The 18,643-nt window shown below is 72.9% G+C and carries 17 protein-coding genes and 1 pseudogene; 11 read left to right on the top strand and 7 right to left on the bottom strand.

Annotation, left to right across the window (positions count from 1 at the left end; translation table 11 throughout):
* Window positions 1-11 precede the first annotated feature (11 nt).
* Window positions 12-875, top strand: a complete 864-nt coding sequence (locus U5640_RS16190) for a serine protease (RefSeq protein ID WP_340376497.1) — start codon at window positions 12-14, stop codon at window positions 873-875.
* Window positions 876-900: 25 nt separating this feature from the next.
* Here the strand turns inward: U5640_RS16190 and U5640_RS16185 are convergent, their stop codons facing one another.
* Together U5640_RS16185 and U5640_RS16180 are read right to left on the bottom strand one after the other, a co-directional pair.
* Window positions 901-2,511: a D-aminoacylase gene (locus U5640_RS16185; protein ID WP_340376496.1), complete on the bottom strand. Its 1,611-nt coding sequence runs from the start codon at window positions 2,509-2,511 to the stop codon at window positions 901-903.
* A 35-nt stretch (window positions 2,512-2,546) separates the two neighbouring features.
* Window positions 2,547-3,815 carry an amino acid deaminase gene (locus U5640_RS16180; RefSeq protein WP_340376495.1) on the bottom strand — a complete coding sequence of 423 codons (1,269 nt, stop codon included), beginning with the start codon at window positions 3,813-3,815 and terminating at the stop codon, window positions 2,547-2,549.
* 114 nt (window positions 3,816-3,929) lie between these two features.
* Here U5640_RS16180 and U5640_RS16175 point away from each other — a divergent pair, with 114 nt between their 5' ends.
* The 4 genes from U5640_RS16175 (at window position 3,930) to U5640_RS16160 (ending at window position 6,830) form a co-directional block, all read left to right on the top strand.
* Window positions 3,930-5,036 (top strand): sugar kinase, encoded by a 1,107-nt coding sequence (locus U5640_RS16175; RefSeq protein ID WP_340376494.1) that lies wholly within the window; start codon window positions 3,930-3,932, stop codon window positions 5,034-5,036.
* The gene (locus tag U5640_RS16170; RefSeq protein ID WP_340376493.1) at window positions 5,033-5,794 is read left to right on the top strand and encodes an IclR family transcriptional regulator; all 762 of its coding nucleotides are present in this window, start codon (window positions 5,033-5,035) and stop codon (window positions 5,792-5,794) included. The genes U5640_RS16175 and U5640_RS16170 overlap by 4 nt, the downstream gene beginning before the upstream one ends.
* A complete protein-coding gene (locus U5640_RS16165) occupies window positions 5,794-6,198 on the top strand; it encodes a RidA family protein (RefSeq protein ID WP_340376492.1) in 405 nt (134 codons plus the stop codon). Before U5640_RS16170 ends, U5640_RS16165 begins: the two co-directional genes overlap by 1 nt.
* A gap of 107 nt (window positions 6,199-6,305) precedes the next feature.
* Window positions 6,306-6,830 carry a hypothetical protein gene (locus U5640_RS16160; protein WP_340376491.1) on the top strand — a complete coding sequence of 175 codons (525 nt, stop codon included), beginning with the start codon at window positions 6,306-6,308 and terminating at the stop codon, window positions 6,828-6,830.
* An 18-nt stretch (window positions 6,831-6,848) separates the two neighbouring features.
* On the opposite strand, the gene U5640_RS16155 is transcribed toward U5640_RS16160, so the two are convergent.
* A complete protein-coding gene (locus U5640_RS16155; RefSeq protein WP_340376490.1) occupies window positions 6,849-8,219 on the bottom strand; it encodes a M14 family metallopeptidase in 1,371 nt (456 codons plus the stop codon).
* A 489-nt stretch (window positions 8,220-8,708) separates the two neighbouring features.
* Between U5640_RS16155 and U5640_RS16150 the strand changes: the two are divergent.
* Together U5640_RS16150 and U5640_RS16145 are read left to right on the top strand one after the other, a co-directional pair.
* Window positions 8,709-8,966: pseudogene (locus tag U5640_RS16150) on the top strand (LuxR family transcriptional regulator); the annotation flags it as partial.
* A gap of 147 nt (window positions 8,967-9,113) precedes the next feature.
* Entirely contained in the window at window positions 9,114-10,001 is an 888-nt protein-coding gene (locus U5640_RS16145) for an MEDS domain-containing protein (RefSeq protein WP_340376489.1), read from the top strand.
* A 104-nt stretch (window positions 10,002-10,105) separates the two neighbouring features.
* Here the strand turns inward: U5640_RS16145 and U5640_RS16140 are convergent, their stop codons facing one another.
* Window positions 10,106-11,371 (bottom strand): hypothetical protein, encoded by a 1,266-nt coding sequence (locus U5640_RS16140; protein WP_340376488.1) that lies wholly within the window; start codon window positions 11,369-11,371, stop codon window positions 10,106-10,108.
* A gap of 99 nt (window positions 11,372-11,470) precedes the next feature.
* On the bottom strand, window positions 11,471-11,980 hold the full coding sequence (locus tag U5640_RS16135) for a SigE family RNA polymerase sigma factor (RefSeq protein ID WP_340376487.1): 510 nt from the start codon (window positions 11,978-11,980) through the stop codon (window positions 11,471-11,473).
* Between the two features lie 156 nt (window positions 11,981-12,136).
* Here U5640_RS16135 and U5640_RS16130 point away from each other — a divergent pair, with 156 nt between their 5' ends.
* Complete coding sequence (locus U5640_RS16130) at window positions 12,137-12,520, top strand: hypothetical protein (protein WP_340376486.1); 384 nt, start codon at window positions 12,137-12,139, stop codon at window positions 12,518-12,520.
* A 75-nt stretch (window positions 12,521-12,595) separates the two neighbouring features.
* Here U5640_RS16130 and U5640_RS16125 read toward each other — a convergent pair whose 3' ends face one another.
* Window positions 12,596-13,180, bottom strand: coding sequence for a hypothetical protein (locus tag U5640_RS16125; protein ID WP_340376485.1), 585 nt, complete (start codon window positions 13,178-13,180; stop codon window positions 12,596-12,598).
* Window positions 13,181-13,414: 234 nt separating this feature from the next.
* Here U5640_RS16125 and U5640_RS16120 point away from each other — a divergent pair, with 234 nt between their 5' ends.
* From U5640_RS16120 to U5640_RS16110, 3 genes are read left to right on the top strand one after another with little or no spacing between them, the layout of a single operon-like run.
* A complete protein-coding gene (locus U5640_RS16120; protein WP_340376484.1) occupies window positions 13,415-15,748 on the top strand; it encodes a histidine kinase in 2,334 nt (777 codons plus the stop codon).
* A complete protein-coding gene (locus tag U5640_RS16115; RefSeq protein WP_340376483.1) occupies window positions 15,745-16,428 on the top strand; it encodes a response regulator transcription factor in 684 nt (227 codons plus the stop codon). The genes U5640_RS16120 and U5640_RS16115 overlap by 4 nt, the downstream gene beginning before the upstream one ends.
* Before the next feature lie 22 nt (window positions 16,429-16,450).
* Window positions 16,451-16,744 (top strand): hypothetical protein, encoded by a 294-nt coding sequence (locus U5640_RS16110; protein ID WP_340376482.1) that lies wholly within the window; start codon window positions 16,451-16,453, stop codon window positions 16,742-16,744.
* Here the strand turns inward: U5640_RS16110 and U5640_RS16105 are convergent.
* Window positions 16,736-18,418 carry a glycoside hydrolase family 18 protein gene (locus U5640_RS16105; RefSeq protein ID WP_340376481.1) on the bottom strand — a complete coding sequence of 561 codons (1,683 nt, stop codon included), beginning with the start codon at window positions 18,416-18,418 and terminating at the stop codon, window positions 16,736-16,738. The genes U5640_RS16110 and U5640_RS16105 overlap by 9 nt on opposite strands.
* Window positions 18,419-18,643 lie beyond the last annotated feature (225 nt).

Here is an 18,643-nt window from a genome sequence, read left to right as displayed (position 1 = left end):
GGGACCCCCACATGAGAAAGCCTCTCGTCGCCGCGCTCACCGCCCTGGCCATCGCCGGGATCGGAGCGGCACCGGCCGTCGCGGCACCCGCCGCGAAGGCGGACACCAAGACGGACTCCAAGGCGGCCGCACCCACGCTTCAGGCCGTCACCCTCGCCGGGACCGTCGCGCTCAGCAACTGCTCCGGATCGGTCATCCGCTTCCCCGGCTCCCTGGACACCGACCCGGCGCTGGTGCTCAGCAACGGCCACTGCCTGACGTCCGGCTTCCTGGACCCGGGCGAGGTCCTCACCAACCAGAGCTCCACCCGGACCTTCGGTCTGCTCAACTCCTCCGGCACCCGGGTCGCGACCCTGCGCGCCAGCAAGCTCGCCTACGCGACGATGACCGACACGGACGTGTCGATCTACCAGCTCACCAGCACCTACGCGACGATCAGGAATTCGTACGGGATCTCCGCGCTGACCGTGCAGGACACCCACCCCACCGCGGGTACCGCCATCACCGTGGCCTCCGGCTACTGGAAGACGCTCTACAGCTGCAACGTCGACGGGTTCGTCTACCGCCTCAAGGAGGGCGACTGGACCTGGAAGGACTCCCTCCGCTACACCTCGGCCTGCCAGACCATCGGCGGCACCTCCGGCTCCCCGGTGATCGACCAGTCCACCGGCAAGGTCGTCGCCGTCAACAACACCGGCAACGAGGACGGCGCGACCTGCACGGTGAACAACCCCTGCGAGGTCACCGAGAGCGGCACCGTTACCGTGCGCAAGGGCATCAACTACGCGCAGGAGATCTACCAGATCCCCGCGTGCTTCACGACGGGCAACCAGCTCAACCTGAGCGCCGCCGGCTGCGTGCTTCCCAAGCCGTAGTGCCCTGACGTCGGCTGCGGGCGGGTCACAGCGGGGTGCGTCTGATGGCCCGGCCCGCCAGTACGTCCGTGCGGCGGCCGTCCTCGATCACGAAACGGCCGTCGACCAGGACGTGCGGGATGCCCCTGGGCAGGGTGCGCGGGGCGGCGTACGTCGCGCCCGCCGCCACCGTCGCCGGGTCGAACAGGACCAGGTCGGCGCGGTACCCCTCGCGCACCAGGCCCCGGTCGGGCAGGCGCAGGCGGGCCGCCGCGCGGCCGGTCAGATGGGCCACGCACTCCTCCAGCGACAGGATGCCCAGCTCCCGCACGTAGTGGCCGAGGTAGTGCGGGAAGGTGCCGTAGGCCCGCGGGTGGGGCTTGGCGCCGTGCAGGACACCGTCCGAGCCGCCCGTGTGGACGCGGTGGCGCATGACGGTCCGGACGTTCTCCTCGTGGCCCACGTGCTGGAGGATCGTCGGGCCGAGGCCGTCGTCGAGGAGCAGCCGGCGGGCCGTCTCCCAGGGTCTCTCCCCGCGCAGGGCGGACGATTCGAGGACCGTACGGCCGACGAAGCCGCCCAGCGCCGGGTCGGTCACCCCGGAGATCTCGACGGTGTCCCAGTCCACCGGCACCCCGTGGCAGCCGTCCGCGCCGGTCACCTCCAGGTCGTGGCGGATCCGCTCGGCGGTGTCGTCGTCGGCGAGGCGGCGCAGGATCTCCCCGGGGCCGCCCTCGCTCGCCCAGCTCGGCAGCAGGGCCACGAGCGTCGTGCAGCCGGGCGTGTAGGGATAGGTGTCGAGCGTGATGTCCGCGCCGGCGTCGAGCGCCCGGTCGAGGAGGTCCAGGAGGTCCGGCGCGCGCCCCCGGTTCACCCCGAAGTTCATGGTGGCGTGGGCGAGGTGCAGGGCGCAGCCCGCCTCCCCGGCCAGCGCCACCATCTCGGCGTACGCCTCCAGCGCGCCCGCCCCGTAACTGCGGTGGTGGGGGCAGTAGTAGCCGCCGTGCCGGGCCACCACCCGGCACAGCTCGGTGAGTTCGGCGTTCCCGGCGTACATCCCGGGGGTGTACGTCAGCCCCGACGACAGACCCACCGCGCCCTGTTCCAGCCCCTCCGCCACCAGCTGCCGCATCCGGTCCAGCTCGCGGGGCGTGGCGGGGCGGTCCTCCCAGCCGACGGCGAGGGCGCGGACCGTGCCCTGCGGGACGAGGTAGGCCGCGTTCACCGCGATGCCCCGGTCGAGCCGGTCCAGGTACTCGCCCACCGAGCGCCAGTCGAAGTCGATGTCGTCGCCGGTGCCGTTCCAGCCGGCGACGGCCCGGCGGACCTCGCCCAGGGTGCGGTCGTCGACCGGGGCGTACGACAGCCCGTCCTGGCCGAGGACCTCCAGCGTCACCCCCTGCGCGGCCTTGGCGCTGTGGTCGGGGTCGCGCAGCAGGGCCAGGTCGCTGTGCGCGTGCATGTCGATGAAGCCGGGCGCGAGGACCAGCCCCTCCGCGTCCAGCTCCCGTACCGCCCTGGGCCGTTGGCAGCCCGCCGCCGCGGCCTCCTGGACGATCGCGACGATCCTGCCGTCGTCGACCACCACGTCCGCGCGGTAGGAGTCCGCGCCGCTGCCGTCGACGACGTCCGCGTCCCGGATGACGAGGTCTTCCATGCCCGGCCCTCCGCTCGGGGGAACGTACGGATGGATCAGAAGAACGTACGGATGTATTCGACGACCGTGCCGTCCGCCCGTGCGACCGGGATGAGCGGCCACTTGTCGAACGAGGTGCACGGATGGGACAGCCCGAGCCCGACCCAGTCGCCGACCTCCACGTCCGCCTCCTCGGTGGTGCGCAGCCAGGCGTGCTGGTCGGACAGGGCGGTGACCGACACCCCGGTGGCCGGGCGTTCCGCGCCGTCGCGCCGGACCACCTGGGCGAACGGCAGGTCCAGGTCGTGGGCGGCGTCCCGCTTGCCGCCGTTCACGAACGCCTGGTCCGGGGAGGGCCGGGAGACGACCTGCGTCCACAGCCGGAACGCGGGCTCCAGCGCACCCTCCTCGGGCACCCGGTTGAACGGGGTGAGCCGGCGGTAGTGGCCGTCGTCGTGCGAGACGTACGCGCCGGAGCGCAGCAGCTTCAGTACGGGGGAGGACAGCTCGGGGATCTCCGCGAACACCTCGGCGACCGTGTCGAACCAGGCGCTCCCGCCCGCGCTGACGACGATCTCCGGCACCCCCGCGAACCGCCCCGCCTTGTCGAAGTCGGCGGCGAGCGCCACCAGCCGGCGCAGCCAGGCCCGCACCCGCTCCTCGTCGGCCCGCGGGACCTCGGCCTCGTATCCCGCGACGCCCACCAGTCTGAGGGTCGCGGCGGCGCCCACCGCCTCCGCGACGGCCGTGCACTCCGCCTCCGTACGGACCCCGGTGCGGGCGCCCTCCCCGGCGGCGAGCTCGACGACGACGTCCAGCGGCCGGGCGGCCCCGGCCAGCGCCGCGTCCATCAGCTCGACCCCGCGCACGGAGTCGACGTAACAGACGAGACGGAAGTCCGGGTCGGCGTCGAGCTGTCCGGAGATCCAGCGCAGGGCCGCCGGGTCCACCAGCTCGTTCGCGAGGAACACCCGCTCGACGCCGTACGCCCGTGCCACCCGGACCTGGTGCGGGACGGCGAGCGTGATGCCCCAGGCGCCGTAGTCGAGCTGCCGGCGGAAGAGCTGGGGCGCCATGGTCGTCTTGCCGTGCGGGGCGAAGGCGAGACCGTGCCGGGTCGCGTACGTCTCCATCAGGCGCAGATTGTGTTCCAGACGCTCGGCGGAGAGGGCGAGCACCGGGGTCGTGAAGCCGTCGGTGAAGAGGTTGCGGTGCTGGGCGGTCAGCTCGGCGACGGTGAGGCCGTCGGCGTCCGGCGGGAGGCCCTTGAAGCGGTGGTCGACCGCCTCCTCCGCGAGTCGGGCGAGCGCTTCCGTACCGGGCACGAGGCCTCCCTGATCGAGCCTGTTGCACTCTCTGCAACAGGCGTTGCATATGTCGCTCACCGCTGTCTAACATCCACGCCGATGCCGGGTCAATGACGAGGAGCCACCACCATCGTGACCACCCCCGACACCGTGGACGTCGTCGCGCTCGGCGAGTCCATGGTCACGTTCCTGCCCACCGGCCCCGGCCGGCTCGCCGACGTGCCCTCCTTCGACCGGGCGATCGGCGGCGCGGAGTCCAACGTGGTGTGCGGGCTGGCTGCCGCCGGCCACGCGGTGAGGTGGGTCAGCCGGGTCGGGACGGACGGGTTCGGCGATCACCTGGTCGAGACGATCGGGGGGTACGGCGTCGACGTCGCCTCGGTCGGCCGTGACCCCGTCCGTCCGACGGGCGTGTACTTCCGCACGGCGGGGGACAGGGCCGGCGCGGACCACGAGGTGGCCTATTACCGGGCGGGCTCGGCAGCCTCGGCGATGTCCACGGCCACGGTGGATCCGGCGGCGGTGCGGGCGGGGCGGGTGCTGCATCTTTCGGGGATCACCGCGGCGTTGTCGCCGGAGTGCCGCGAGCTGCTGTGGGAGCTGACCGAGCCCCGGCCGGGCCGTCCCCTCGTCTCCTTCGACGTCAACCACCGCAGGGGTCTGTGGCCGACGGCCGAGGGGCCGAGGGTGCTGCTGGAGCTGGCCCGGCGGGCCGATCTCGTGTTCGTGGGGGAGGACGAGGCGGAGGAGGCGTGGGGGATCACGGGAGGGCCTTCGGCTGTTCGGGAGGCGTTGCCCGAGCCGCGGGTCCTGGTGGTGAAGCAGGGCGGGAGAGGGGCCGGTGCATTCGTCTCGGCCGCGGACGGTGGGGGGCCGGTCGCGCCCACGCGGCGGAGCCGCACAGGTCAGGGCCCCGCGCCCCTGGGGGAGGTCCCCTCGCGCAGCGTCTTCGTCCCCGCCCCGGTCGTCGACGTGGTGGCGAGCACCGGCGCCGGCGACGCCTTCGCCGCCGGGTTCCTCTCCGCGACCCTTCGCGGGCTCCCCCTCCCGGACCGGCTGCGGCACGGGCACCTCTGGGCCGCCGCCGCCCTCACCGTCCCCGGTGACCTCGCCGCACCCCCCTCCCATGACCACGCCGACCGGCTTGCCGCCCTCGACGACCGGGCATGGGGGACACTTCGACTCGGCCCCGGGTGGACGCGGACCGGGGCCACCCCCGAGGAGGTACGCACTCCATGAGCCAGACCGTCGACCGGGCGCTGAGCATCCTGCCGCTGCTCGCCGAGGGCCCCGCCGATCTCGGACAGGTCGCGGATCGCCTCGGTGTGCACAAGTCGACGGCCCTGCGGCTGCTGCGCACCCTCCACGAACACGGCCTGGTCTACCGCCAGTCCGACCAGCGCTACCGTCTGGGCGCCCGCCTCTTCGCCCTCGCCCAGGAGGCGATGGAGAGCCTCGACATCCGCGAGATCGCCCACCCCCACCTCGTCCGTCTCAACGAGCAGTGCGGGCACACCGTGCACCTCGCCGTGTACGAGGAGGGCGAGGTCCTCTACATCGACAAGGTCGAGAGCCGCTATCCGGTGCGGATGTACTCGCGGATCGGCAGACCGGTGGCCATCACGGTCGCCGCCGTCGCCAAGCTGCTCCTCGCCGACCTGCCCGAGGCCGAGCGGCGCGCCGTCGCCGAGAAGCTCGACTACCCGATGTACACGGCCCGTTCCACCGCCGGCGCCCCCGCCTTCCTGCGGGAGCTGGAAACGGTGCGGGAACAGGGTTGGGCCAGTGACCTCGGCGGCCACGAGGAGTCCATCAACTGCGTCGCCGCCCCGATCCGCGGCGCGGACGGCCGGGTGGTCGCCGCGATGTCGGTCTCCGCGCCGAACGTCGTCGTCACCGCCGAAGAACTCCTCACCCTCCGCCCGTTGGTGCGCCGTACGGCGGACGCGATCAGCGGCGAGTACTCCGGCCGGACCCCGATCAAGGAAGCCCCCTGATGACCGAGAAGACCGCGCTCACCCCGAAGACCCACACGACCCCGCCCGCGAGGTTCTCCCACGGCGTGCGCAAGGGCAACATCCTCCAGGTCGCCGGCCAGGTCGGCTTCCTGCCCGCCGAGGAGGGCAGGCCCCCCACGCCCGCCGGGCCCACCCTGCGCGAGCAGACCCTCCAGACCCTCGCCAACGTCGAGTCGATCCTGCGGGAGGGCGGGGCGCGCTGGGAGGACGTGGTGATGATCCGCGTCTATCTGACGGACGTGGAGCACTTCGCGGAGATGAACGAGATCTACGACGCCTACTTCGCGGACCTCACGGAGGCCCCCGCCGCCCGCACCACTGTCTACGTCGGTCTCCCCGCCGGGCTCCTCGTCGAGATCGACGCGCTCGCCGTACTCGGCTGACGCGGCCGGGTTGAGCGTGTTCGGGTGCGCGTCTCCCTTGTAGGCCTCCGGTAACGAAGTAGGGGCTGGCTGTGTCCGGCACAGGATCTTCGACCATACTTCGCGCTGTGGAGCAGCAGCGGATAGATTCGAGCAGCAAGCCCCTGGAGGGCGCCGGTTTCGACCCGGCGTTCATCCCCGGCCTCTCGTCGCCCCTCAAGGCGGAGCCCGAGGACGCGCATCCGGCCGAGGAGGCCGCGGACTCCGAGGAGCCCGAAGGGACTTCACAGGCCGAGTCGGCCGAGTCGGCCGCGGAGACGGCCGCGGCCGCCGGGAAGGAGGCCCCCGCCGAGGAGGAGGCCTCCGACGGCCCGGTCTTCGAGGCCGCCGACCGCCGGGCGCGGATCACCGCCGACGCCAAGGGCGTCCGGCTCCGCCTCGACGAGGAGGCGTGCGAGTTCCGCTGGGACGAGATCGGCGCCATCGAGACGGAGGCCCCGCGCTTCGGCAAACGGTTCACCGTCACGGTCCACACCCCTGACCGCCGCTGGTACCCGATCGAGATCGAGGCGACGGCCAGGTCCCGCTTCACGGAGTGGGAGACGGCCTTGGACGCGGTCCTCGACGCGTACTTCGAAGAGGGCGACGACTGACCGACGACCGACCCACGACTAACCGCAGTACTGGCTGGCTTTGCCGATCGACCGGTACATACAGTCGGCGTTCTCCAGCAATTGCAGCACCGCGTCCCGGTTCCGGGAGGTCTCCCGCTCGATGACCTCGTCGGGCGGGTAGAACCCACCCCCGGAGCTGGACGTCGGATACATCTCGAACGTGTACGAGAAGATCTTGTGCACGCCCCAGAGGTAGTCGTCGATCGTCCCGTCGGTGATGTACAGGTCGCTCGACTGCTCCGCGGTGTAGCCGTTGCTGGCCGCCATCTTCTGGCCCACCGCCTTGTAGGCGGCGTTGTCGTCGGCCGTCATCCCGGTCGCCGTGTCCGAGTACGTGTACCCGAACGGCCACAGCACCAGCTCGCTGTAGGTGTGGAAGTCGATCCCGGCGGTGATCTGCTGCTTGCCGCCCACGACCCGGCTGCGGACGAAGTCGGCGACGACCTTCACCTCCGGCGCGGACTCGGCTGAGGCGCCCCGGTAGGTCTCGGAGGACGTGGAGCCGGAGGAGCCGCCGCAGCAGCCGAACTTGTAGTTCCAGTTCCGGTTGAGGTCCGTACCGACCGCCGAGGAACCGGAGTTGGGCTGCCGGTTCTTGCGCCAGGAGCGGTAGGAGCCGGTGGCGATGTCGTACTCGCCGCCGTCCGGGTTGAGGTCGGGGATGATCCAGATCTCGCGCCCGTTGACCATGTTGGTGACCCGGGAGTCGGTGCCGTAGCCGGCGCCCAGCTCGCGGAGCAGATACAGGGCCATCTCGACGGTGAGGTGCTCGCGGGCGTGCTGGTGGTGGGTGAACAGCACCTCCGGTTCGGCCTCGTCGGTGCCGACGTTGTCGCTGACCTTGATGGCGACGATGTCCCGGCCGCCGTACGACTTGCCGATGACCCGCTTGCTCATGATGCTCGGGTAGGCCGCGACGCGCTGGTCGATCTCCGCGCTCATCTCTGCGTAGTTGTGGTACTTGGCGTCCGCCGTCGGGAAGTCGAACAGGCGCACCTCGTCCGCGGCGAGGCGGTCGGGTGCGGAGCCCACGGGGGTGATCTCGTACCCCTGGGAGCGGAGCTTGGCGATCTGGTCGGTGCGGCCGGAGACGACCACGGTCTCCTCGTCGGCCTCGTCGACGCTCACCCCGGCCTGTGCGATCGCGGTGCGCGTGACGGGCGTGTTGTGGTCGACGTGGATCTCGTACTGGCGGATGTCGTCGGCGGAGGGGGCGGCTTTCGGGGCGCTGTCGGCGGAGGCGTGGCCGGCCGTCGCCGAGAGGGGGGCCGCGAGGGCCAGGGCGAGCAGGGTGGCGAGGGCGGCGGTGCGTCTGCCGCCGCGGGCGCGGGGGGCGCCGGCGCCTGAGCCGCGGATGCGAAGTCGCATGAACTCTCCTTGTGGGGAGTGGTCGTGGGGGGCGTGCTGTGCGCTTGCTGTGTGCGGCGGTGCGGTGTCGCACATGGTCCGATGTTGGCATGGTCAGGTCAAGACAGCGCATATCGCCGCTGGCCTGAATCATGCGGAAAGGGGCGAGCTGATCGGCGGCGCAGTGTACGCGTGGGCGTGTCGCCGCGAACGGACCTCGCTGAAGTACACCCGTGGGGGTGAGGGTGAGGTGCATATATGTACCACCCGGGGAAGCCTGGGGGTCCGCACGAACGCACCCCCAGAGGACTGGCCGATCATGGGCGGATCAGCGCCGCGCCGGGACTGTCGGCTGCCGGTGAAGGGCGACGGCGAGCGGGCGGAGGCGCACGCCCGGGAGGCGCCGCGGCTGGGGCTCGCGGTCCACGACGTCGTCGGCACCGGCCCCACCCTCGATCTGCCGGCCCGGATCGCCGCCGACCGCGTGCGGACCGACGTGGACCGTGACCGCTGGGGCCCGGCCTGCCGCAACGCCACCCGCCGCACCGCCGAGGACCGGGGCCGCCCGGTGATCGGAGCCGCCGCCTACCGACGGTCCTACGACCGGGGCGCCGCGCTCGCCCTGCCCGAACTCGCCGCCCGCGTCATGGACGACACGGGGGACGACACCGGGCCCGCCCGCCCCGGCGCGAGGCCCAGGTCGCCGCACTCGTCGCCGAGGGGCTCGCCGACCGGCAGATCGCCGACCGACCGGTGATCGCCCGCCGCACCGCCGAAGGACATGTCGAACGCATCCTCAGCAAGCTCGGGTGCGGCAACCGCACCGACCCACCGCACCGATCCCCTTCACCGATCCACGAGGGACCCATGACCGCTCCGTCCTCGCCCTCTCCGTCTTCCTCCCCCTCCCCGGCCGTGTCCGGCACGTTCGACCACCGCATGACCGTCTTCACCACCGACGAGGACTTCCTCGCCGACGCCTTGCCCTTCCTCGCCGAGGGGCTCGCCGCCCCCGACGAGCCGCCGCCGATGGCGATCCTCGCCCCCGACCGGCTGGCCCTCCTGCGCGACGCCCTCGGCGCCGACGCCCGCCACATCGGCTTCCTCCCGCACACCGACTGGTACACCGGCTCCGCCGCCAACGCCGTCGCCCGCGCCGCCACCCACCTCGCCGGACACGGCGGCCCCGACGGCCGGATGCACCTGCTCATGGAACCGGTGTGGAACGGCCGCGCCGGCCGCTCCCCGCGCGAGAGCGCCGAGTGGATCCGCTACGAGGCCCTCGCGAACCTCCTGTTCGCCTCGACCGCGACCACCGCGATGTGCGTCTACGACACCCGTACCGCGGGCGCGGTCCTCATCGAGGCGGCCCGTCGCGCCCACCCCGGTACGGGCGTGTACGAGGACCCGGTCCGCATCGCCGCCGAGCTGGACGCCGTACCCCTGCCGCCGACCCCGGCCGACGCGCGGCGGCTCTCCGAACCGGCCCCCGAGGCCGTGCGCGCCTGGGCCGCCGGGCGCGGGCTGGCCGGCGCCGACGCGGAGACGTTCACCACGGCCGTCACGGAGGCCGCCACCCTCGGCCGGGTCACCGGCGCGGTCCTGTGGGGCGAGGCGCCCGGCTGTGTCTGCGAACTCCTGCTCGCCGAACGGATCGACGACCCGCTCATCGGTTTCGTCCCGCCCCGGGCCGCCGGTCCGGCACCCGGGCAGGGGCTCTGGTACGCCCGCCAGGTGTGTGCGTACGTCGACGTCCGCGACGCCGGTGACGGGGGTACGGCCGTACGGTTGCAGTACGCCTGAGCCGTCGTGCGGGAGGCCGCCCGGAGGACCTCGTGGTTCGAGCCGGAGACGTGCTGCTTCGGGCACTGACGTGACGTACGGCGGCGCTCACCGCACAGCGGCTGTCAGGGTGTGACGGTGTCGTTCAGCCACTCCGGGCTGAGCGCGATCCTCCGCAGATCGCCCAGGGTGAGGGCGGGCGCCTTGCGGGTCGCGGCCCTGTTCTGGTCGCCGGTGTTGAAGGCGCTGATCACGACCCGCAGCCCGCTCTTGCGCAGGGTGTCCGCCGTCCACATCACGACCCCCGCCCCGCCCTTCTCACCGGGCGCCCGGCGGACCGTGACCAGGGTGCCGTCGGCGAGGGTCTCGGCGTCGGAGCCGAAGAGCTCGCCGGCGACGTCCGACATACCGGGCTGCACATTGACCTGCACCAGGCTGCGGCCCTTGCCGTCGTCGACGACGAAGGAGCCGTACCCCGTCTCGTCGCTGCCGTGGGAGACGACGTCGACCTTCTTCGGCAGCAGCAGCTTGAGCTTGCGCAGGATCGTCAGTCCGGACAGCTCCCCGGGCCGGGTGGGGCCGACGGGCGCCTCGCTCGGCGACGTCACCTCCGGCAGGGCGCCGATGATCGCGCGCCACTCGGCGGCCGAGGCCAGGGCCTTCAGCTGCGCGGGGGTGAGCGGCGGATCCGTCCGGGTGATCGGCTTGTCCTTCTCCGCCGGGGAGTTCCACTCGATGACACTGACGCGAGAGCCGTCCGGGGTGACGAGATCGGCGCCCCAGGACTTGGTGTCGACCCGGCGGTCGGGATACTCGTACCCCTGGTAGACCGTGATCGCGGAGCCGTCCGGCAGGCCCTCGGTCGTGCAGCTGTCGTAGCCCGACTGTGTGCTGTCGGGGCAGGGCATCACCTCGGCGGAGGGGTTCAGCTTCCGCCCGCCCGTGGTGATCCGCTCCAGTCCCACGGAGACGGCCCCCTCGCCCTTTCCGTCGTCGAACACCCCCACCGCGAGCGGCGGCAGCCCCTCGTCCGTGCCGCGCGCCTCCGTGCGGGTGAACGTGCCCCGGGGGAGCAGCTTCTGGAGGGTGCGCACGACGTCGTCGGCGGAGTAGGTGCGCGCCCGGTCGGGGGTGCCGCTGCCGGCGACCGAGGAGGGCCGGGGGGCGGGGTCGCCGTGCCAGGGCACGAGCAGCGTGCCGGCCACGCCGACGAGCGCGAGGCTCGCCACGCTGCCCGCGAGTGCGGCCCGGCGCTGCAACTGCAGCCGCCGGCCGCGCCGGGCACCCGCGGCGGTGAGTTCGGAACGGGGGGCTTCGAAGGTGCCGCCGACCTCGTGCAGTGCGGCGGAGAGCCGGTCCTCGAAGCGGCCGGTGTGCTGGTCTGCGGGCATGGTGAACCACCGTTTCCACGGGCTGGAGTTGACGTCGGGGGAGGGTGAGGTGCTGGGGCAGGGGCGGCGGGGGGAAGGCCGGTGGACGAGGGCGCGTGGTCAGGGGCGTACGTACTCGCCGATGTCCCCGCCCAGCAGTTCCCGCAGCCGTCCCAGCGCCCGCGAGCAACGGGTCCGTACGGCCGCCGAGCTGGCGTTGAGGGCACCGGCGGTCTCCTCGATCGACCGGTCCTCCCAGTACCGCAGCACCACCACGGCCCGGTCCTTCGCGGGCAGCCGGCCGAGGGCCTGGAGCAGGGTGAGCCGCAGCGGCGTGTCGGTGCCGCCGCCGTCCGGCAGGTCCGGGAACGCCTCCACGGCCCGCTCCCGGCTGCTGCGTCTGCGCTGATGGGCGAGGTAGGTGCGGGTCAGGACGGTCTGCGCGTACGCCGCCGGGTTGTCCGCCCGGGACACCCGGCCCCAGCGGACGTACAGCCTGCCGAGGGTCTCCTGCACCAGGTCCTCGGCGAGGTGGGTGTCCCCGGCGGTGAGCAGACACGCGGACCGGTACAGATGCCCGGTGCGCGCCGCCGCGAACTCGGCGTACTCGTCCGCACGGACCTTCCTCATGCACGTCCCCCTGTGTCAGCTGCTCTGCTCGGCCGCGGTGCCGGTCGCGGAGCCGTTCGCCGCGCCGTCCTCACCTCATTGATGCGGTGGGACGGGGAAAATGTTTCAGGGGGGACCGAAAGCGGGTGCACAGGGGGTGCCGGGTAGGTTGCCCGGGTGACAGACCAGCCGCCGCCACCGCCACCACCCCCGGCCGTCCCGCCGGGCTTCGGTCCGCCTCCGCCCCCGTACGCGCCGGGACCGCCGCAACCCGTCCCGTCCGGCCCCGAGTTCCTCGCCGTCGACAAGCACAACTCGATCGTCGTCGACGTCTCCGGCGTGGCCTTCGAGATGTACGACATCACGGTCGACTTCCCCTGGCCGGAGGTCCGCAGCGTCCACTACAAGGCGAGCCCCAACGGCAAGGCGCTGATGGTGGCGGTGGTCCATCTGGACGGCCGGGTGTACGAATGCGTCGTGAACGCCAGACCACGAGAACTGCTCCGGACCTGGTTCACCCAACTGGCCTGGGTGCTGGGCCATTACCGGCCGATGGGGTAGGGGGCGGGCGTCGGGACCTGTCGAACAGCCGGCTCAGGATGGAGACGGAAAAGGGCTCACTCACGCACCCGGCCGTCAGCGCTCGCGCCATTGGGACGCCCACAGGACCGAGAAGAACACCCCGATGCCGGCGCTGAAGACGATCAGCAACAGTTCGCAGATCCGCAGCAACTGGGGCATGACGGGGGCGGGCCCAGGGGGGCCGCCCAACTGCGAATCGACGCGTCCCTGCGGATCGACCGTCGCCCGTACACGCTGTCCCACCGACAGCCGGGTCCCCATCGCATCCAGGCGGCGGTGCGGCAGCCCCGACGGCGCGGCGACGTCGTAGGTGTACGAAATCGCCATCTCCACACCGATGTCGTTGACGTCACGGTGCACATGCTCCCTCAGGACGGTGACCGTGACCTCGCGGCCGCGGTCGTGCAGAGCGTCATGGCCGGCGAGCAGGGTCCCGGTGACGAGGTGCACCACGCATACCGTGCCCACCACCCACCCCACCGCGCTGTTTTCCGCGTCGGTCGCCGCCCACGCCGCCACCCCGACCAGCCCGCCTCCGAACAGGGCCCCGCACACCACCCAGGCGTCACTGCGTGCGTAGGCCCAGTGCTCGTACCACCGCAAGGAAAAGATCAGCAGGGCGCCAACCCCGATCCCCACCGGCGGCCCCGCCGCCACCCACACCCAGCCCGGCCTCCGCACAGCGCCCCCCATCCAGCACCGCCGTACACCGATATGCGCACGCACCAGCATGCGGCGAAACCGGTCGCCACACCAGACCGGCGACCGCCGGGCCAGGAGACCACGGTGACCTTCTGCAACCCAGGTAAGAGACGCGAATACGACCCGAGCGGGAGTCGGGTTCCTCGTCCGCGGACCTAGCCTGGGCGGACCATGAAGCGAACCGACGACCGGCTGATCCCGGTCCTGTTGTCCTGCGTCCAGGTGCTGGTGTGGCCCGGGGTGGCGCTCGTGCGTGGCACCGTGCCCTCCGTGTCCGATCTGCTCGTGGCCGCCCTGGTCGCCGGACCGCTGACCGCCGCGCTCGCCCTGCGCCGGGCCCGCCCCGTGACCACCCTGGTCCTGGTCGCCGTCGCCTGCGGGCTGGGGGCCGGGCCGCTGCCCGCGGGGGCGGTGGCCGTGTTCGGGACCGCGGGCGTCGCGCTGGCCCTGTTCACCGTGGCGAGCGAACGCGACCCCTTCACCGCCGTGCTGTGCGGGGTGACGCTCCCCTTCTGGCAGGTGACGCAGGACGTCACCCTGCACGGGCTCAGGGACGGCGACGGCCTCGGCGTCGCCCTCACCGCCCTGCTGTACGGGGCCGCGTGCGGCAGCGGCCTGGTGGTCCGGCGGGTCCGGCGGGCCCGGCGGGCGGCCGAGCGGGCGCTGCGCCGCGCCGAGGCCGAGCGCCACCGGCTCCCGTCCGCCGAACGGCAGCGGATGGAACGGGAGTTGCACGACGTCAGCGCCCACCACCTGACCGCCGTGGTGGTCACCGCGGGCGCGGCGCTCGGGCTGCGCGAGCGGCGCCCCGAACTGGCGCAGGAGGCGCTGCGGTTCGCGGCCGAGACCGGCCGGGAGGTCACCCTGGCCCTCGGCGCGGTCCGGGCGCCGACGCCCTCGCGTGCGGAACTGCCCACGCCCGAGGAGAGGCTGCACGCGCTCGTCGCGGGGTTCCGCAGGCTCGACCAGCCGGTGGACTGCGAGATCGACCCCTTGCCGGACGGGGTCGTCGCGGACGCGGCGTACGGCATCGTGCGCGAGGCACTCACCAACGTGGCACGCCACGCGCCCGGTGCCCGTACGACGGTGCTGTGCCGGTACGGCGACACCCGCACCGACGTCGTGGTCACCAGCGCGGCCCCGCCGGCCGGGGCGGCGGCGCACGCCGCGGGCCTCGGCGGCGGGCGCGGCCAGGGCTTCCTGCGCTCCCGCGCCCGGGAGGCGGGCGGCACCCTGAGCACCGGCCCGACGGCCGACGGCGGCTGGGAGGTGCGCGCGGCCCTGCCCGGCCGCGGCTCCGCGCCGGGGGAGCGGAGCGTGCCGCGCGGCTACCGCCTCGCCCAGGTCGTCGCCGCGTTCGGGCTGTCCCTGCAACCGCTGCTCCCCGCGCTGGTGATCCGCCCGGACACCGCGTCGTCCGGCGCGCACGTCACCGCGGGCGCGCTGTTCGCCCTGCTCGTCGCGGCCCAGGCGGTCGCCCTGCTGTGGCTGCGTCGGACACCCCGGCTCGCCCTCGCCGCCCTGCTCGCCCTGGCCCCGCTGTGGCCGGTGGCGATGTCGCTGGGCGACTACGCCGGCCCGGTCCTCCTGCCGCCGGCCCTGAGCATGCTCGCGACCTGCACCGCACTCGCGGCACGGGCCCGGCACCGCAGCGCGGCAACCGGCTTCGGCTCCCTCGCCTTCTTCACGGATCGCCCCCTGGCCGTGGTCGTCCTCGCGGTGGTGGTCGTGCACGCGGGGGCCGCGACCGGTGCCGTGCTGGGGCGGGGCGTGGCGGTGCCCGGGTGGCTGGTCGCGGGGGCGGCGACGGCGGGGGTCCTGGTGACGGCCGCGGCGGCCGTGTGGGCCGGGGCCCGGCGGGGGCGGCGTGACCGGGCCGACCGGGGGGCGCGGGAGGAGCGGCTCGCCGCCTGGACCGGCGCGGCCGTCCGGGACGCGTGGGCCGAGCGGCGCCGGATCGCCGCCGGGCTGGAGACCACCGTGCTGGCCCGCACCGCCGACATGGTCGCCGAGGCGGAGGCGGGGCGGCTCGACTCCACCGCCGGCCGCGCCCGGGAGGCCCTGACCGCGATGCGGGCCCTGCTCGACGCGGTCCGGGAGGAGGAGACGGCCCCCGAACTGCGTCCCCAGCCCACCCTCCAGGCCCTCGACCTGCTCGCCGCGCAGTGCCGGGCCACCGGCCGCGACATCGAGATTCGGCTCACCGACCGCGTACCGGACCGGCTGCCCACGGCGGTGGACCTGACCGCCTACCATGCCGCCGAGGTACTGCTCGCGGTCGGCGGCGAGGCGCCCGCCCGGCTCGAACTCGACGCGGACGCAGGTACGTTGACGCTGACCGCCACCGGTGTGCCGCTTGGCGCCCGCCCCGCCCTGCGGGAGAGGCTCACGGCGCGGATCGCGGCACTCGGCGGCACTCTGACCACCGAGGGCCCCGGCCCGGTCGGTCTGCGGCTGCCGTTCGCGCCGGTGGCGGAGCACGGCGAGGAGAAGAGGGAACGATGAGTCTGAAGGTGCTGGTCGTCGACGACCAGGGCATCGTCCGGGCGGGGTTCGCCGCGGTGATCGACGCCGAGGAGGACCTGACGGTTGTCGGGGAGGCCGGTGACGGCGCGAGCGCGGTGCGGCTGGCGGAGGAACTCCGGCCCGACGTGGTCGTCATGGACGTACGCATGCCCGAACTCGACGGCATCGCCGCCACCCGCATCATCACCGGCCGCCAGGACGCGCCCCGGGTGCTCGTCCTGACCACCTTCGACCTCGACGCGTACGTCTTCGACGCCCTGCGCGCCGGAGCCTCGGGCTTCCTCCTCAAGGACGTCCAGCCCGCCGAACTCCTCCAGGGCATCCGGGTGGTGGCGGCGGGCGAGAGCGTGCTCGCGCCGTCGGCGACCCGGCGGCTGATCGGGCACTACGCCTCGGGTGCCGGGGCCGGGACCTCCCCCGGCACCCCGGCCCCCGAACTGGACAGCCTCACCGCCAGCCAGCGCGGTGTGCTCACGCTGGTGGCGGCAGGCCTCAACAACGCGGAGATCGCCGACCAGTTGGGCATCACGGTGGGCACGGTGAAGTCCCACGTCAACGCCCTCCTGCGCAAACTCGGGCTGCGGGACCGCGTCCAGGCGACGATCCTCGCCTACGACCTGGGCCTGGCCCGCCCGAACCCACCCGGCCTGCACCTCTGACGCCGACCGAGGGGAGCCCTCCATGCCCGACACCGTGACCGGCCGGCTGCGGCACGCCCTGACCGACGTCCTCGCCCTCGCCTACCTGGCCGTCTGCGCCGCCCTGCTGATCTGGGCCCTGGCGGTGACCGCCCTGGACGACTCGGGCGAGTCCATGGCCGGAGTCATCCCCCTCCTGGCCACGGCGCCCGCCAGCCTGGTCCTGCTCGTGCTCCCGGACCACGTCTCGATGATCGTGCTCGCCATCGTCTGCGGAGCCCTGGTCAACGCGACGGTCATCGGCTGGTGCTCCCGCGCGCTGCGCGGCTCACGGTAGCGCGTGCACATGCGCCCCCACGGTCGAGGACCAGGCGTTGCCCGCCGCCGCGTCCCAGTTGGTGGACCAGGTCATGGCGCCGCGCAGGTCCGGATAGGTCTTCGAGGGCTTGAAGGACCCGCAGTTCGTGCCCCGCGTCAGGCAGTCCAGCGCGTTGTCGACCACCGTGGGGGAGACATAGCCGCTGCCCGCGCCGCTGGGGGAGGCGGGCAGGCCCAGGCCGACCTGGGACGGGGAGAGGCCGCCCTCCAGCTGGATGCAGGCGAGGGCCGTCAGGAAGTCCACCGAGCCCTGGCTGTACACCTTGCCGTCGCAGCCCAGCATCGAACCGCTGTTGTAGTACTGCATGTTGACGACCGTGAGGATGTCCTTCACGTTCAGCGCGGTCTGGAAGTAGGCGTTGGACGTGGACTGCATGTCGATCGTCTGCGGGGCCATCGTCAGCACGAGCGAGGAGCCGGCCTTCGAGGCCAGTGTCCTCAGCGCCTGGCTCATGTACGTCGCGTTCAGACCGTTCTCCAGGTCGATGTCCACGCCGTCGAAGCCGTACGTCTGCATCAGGGCGTGGACCGAGTTCGCGAAGTTCGCCGCGGACGTCGCGTCGTTCACCGACACCGTGCCGTTCTGCCCGCCGACCGAGACGATCACCTTCTTGCCGGCCGCCTGTCTGGCCCTGATGTCGGCCTTGAACTGGTCGACCGTGTAGCCGCCGAGACCGGCGGAGTCGAGGGTGAAGGTCACCGCGCCCGGGGTCGTCGTCGCGTCGGCGAAGGCCACGGCGATGATGTCGTAGGCGGCGGGCACGTCGGAGATGCGCTGGACCGTCGCGCCGTTGTCGAAGTTCTGCCAGTAGCCGGTCACCGCGTGCCTCGGCAGTGAACCGCCGGACGCGGCCTTCGTCGTGCCCGTCACCGCCGCCGACCTCGGCGACTCGCCGGCCGCGTTCGTCGCCGTCACCTGGAAGCCGTACGACGTCGAGGCCGCGAGGCCGGTCACGGTCGCCGAGACGCCGGTCACGGAGGTGACCTTCGTGCCCGCCCGGTAGACGTTGTAGCCCGCCGCGTTCGGGACGCCGGACCAGGAGAGGGAGACGGAGGAGGAGGTCGTGCCGGACACGGCCAGACCGGTGGGCGCGGCGGGGACCGTGGGGGCCGGGTCGCCGCCTCCGCCGCCGTCGGGGCCGTGGACCGAGAGGTTGTCGGCGTAGTAGGGCTGCTGGCCGTACCAGCCGTGGGTGTAGACCGTCACCGAGGTGGTGGAGGCTCCCGTGGTGAAGGTGGTCCGGAGTTCCTTCCAGGTGGAGGAGTCGGGGGTCCAGGTGGAGACGTCCGTCGTGCCCGTGCCGGTGACGCCCAGGTAGGTGTAGCCGCCCTGCACCCAGGCGCTGAGCGTGTAGGTGGAGCCGGGCTTCACGGCCACCGTCTGGCTGCACCTGGCGTTGTCCTGGCCGGCCGGGGTCGCCTTCAGGGCGGCCGCGCCGCCGTGCACCGGCGAGGGCACCGTCGTACCGCTGCCCGCCGAACAGGACCAGTGGGCCAGGCCGGACTCGAAGCCGGCGTTCTTCGCGTTGTTCAGGTCCGCGGCGGGCGCCTGAGCCGCGCCCGCCAGGGACAGGGCGAGGGCGGCGGTGACCGCCCCCGACCACAGTCTCGTCACTCGTTTATGTGGGGACATGACAACACGTTGGTCCAGACCAATTGGCTTGTCAAGAGATCCGGTTGTGCAGGGTCCGTGTGCGCAACCTGCCCCGGTTTGGCGTGTCTTGCGCGAAGAACAGTTCCTTACCGGCTACGGAAAGCGGTTCTCCGGCCACAAGCGCGTGGTTACAGTGCTGACGTAGTCACGCAATGAAGTCACCCCGGTGCGCCGGAGTAACTCCCGGCGGGCCGGCCGCGGGAA

This window comes from Streptomyces sp. SS7 (assembly GCF_037993025.1).
Taxonomy (GTDB): domain Bacteria; phylum Actinomycetota; class Actinomycetes; order Streptomycetales; family Streptomycetaceae; genus Streptomyces.
The sequence above is the reverse complement of the archived record's forward strand: the minus strand, read 5'-3'. Positions and strand labels throughout refer to the sequence as shown.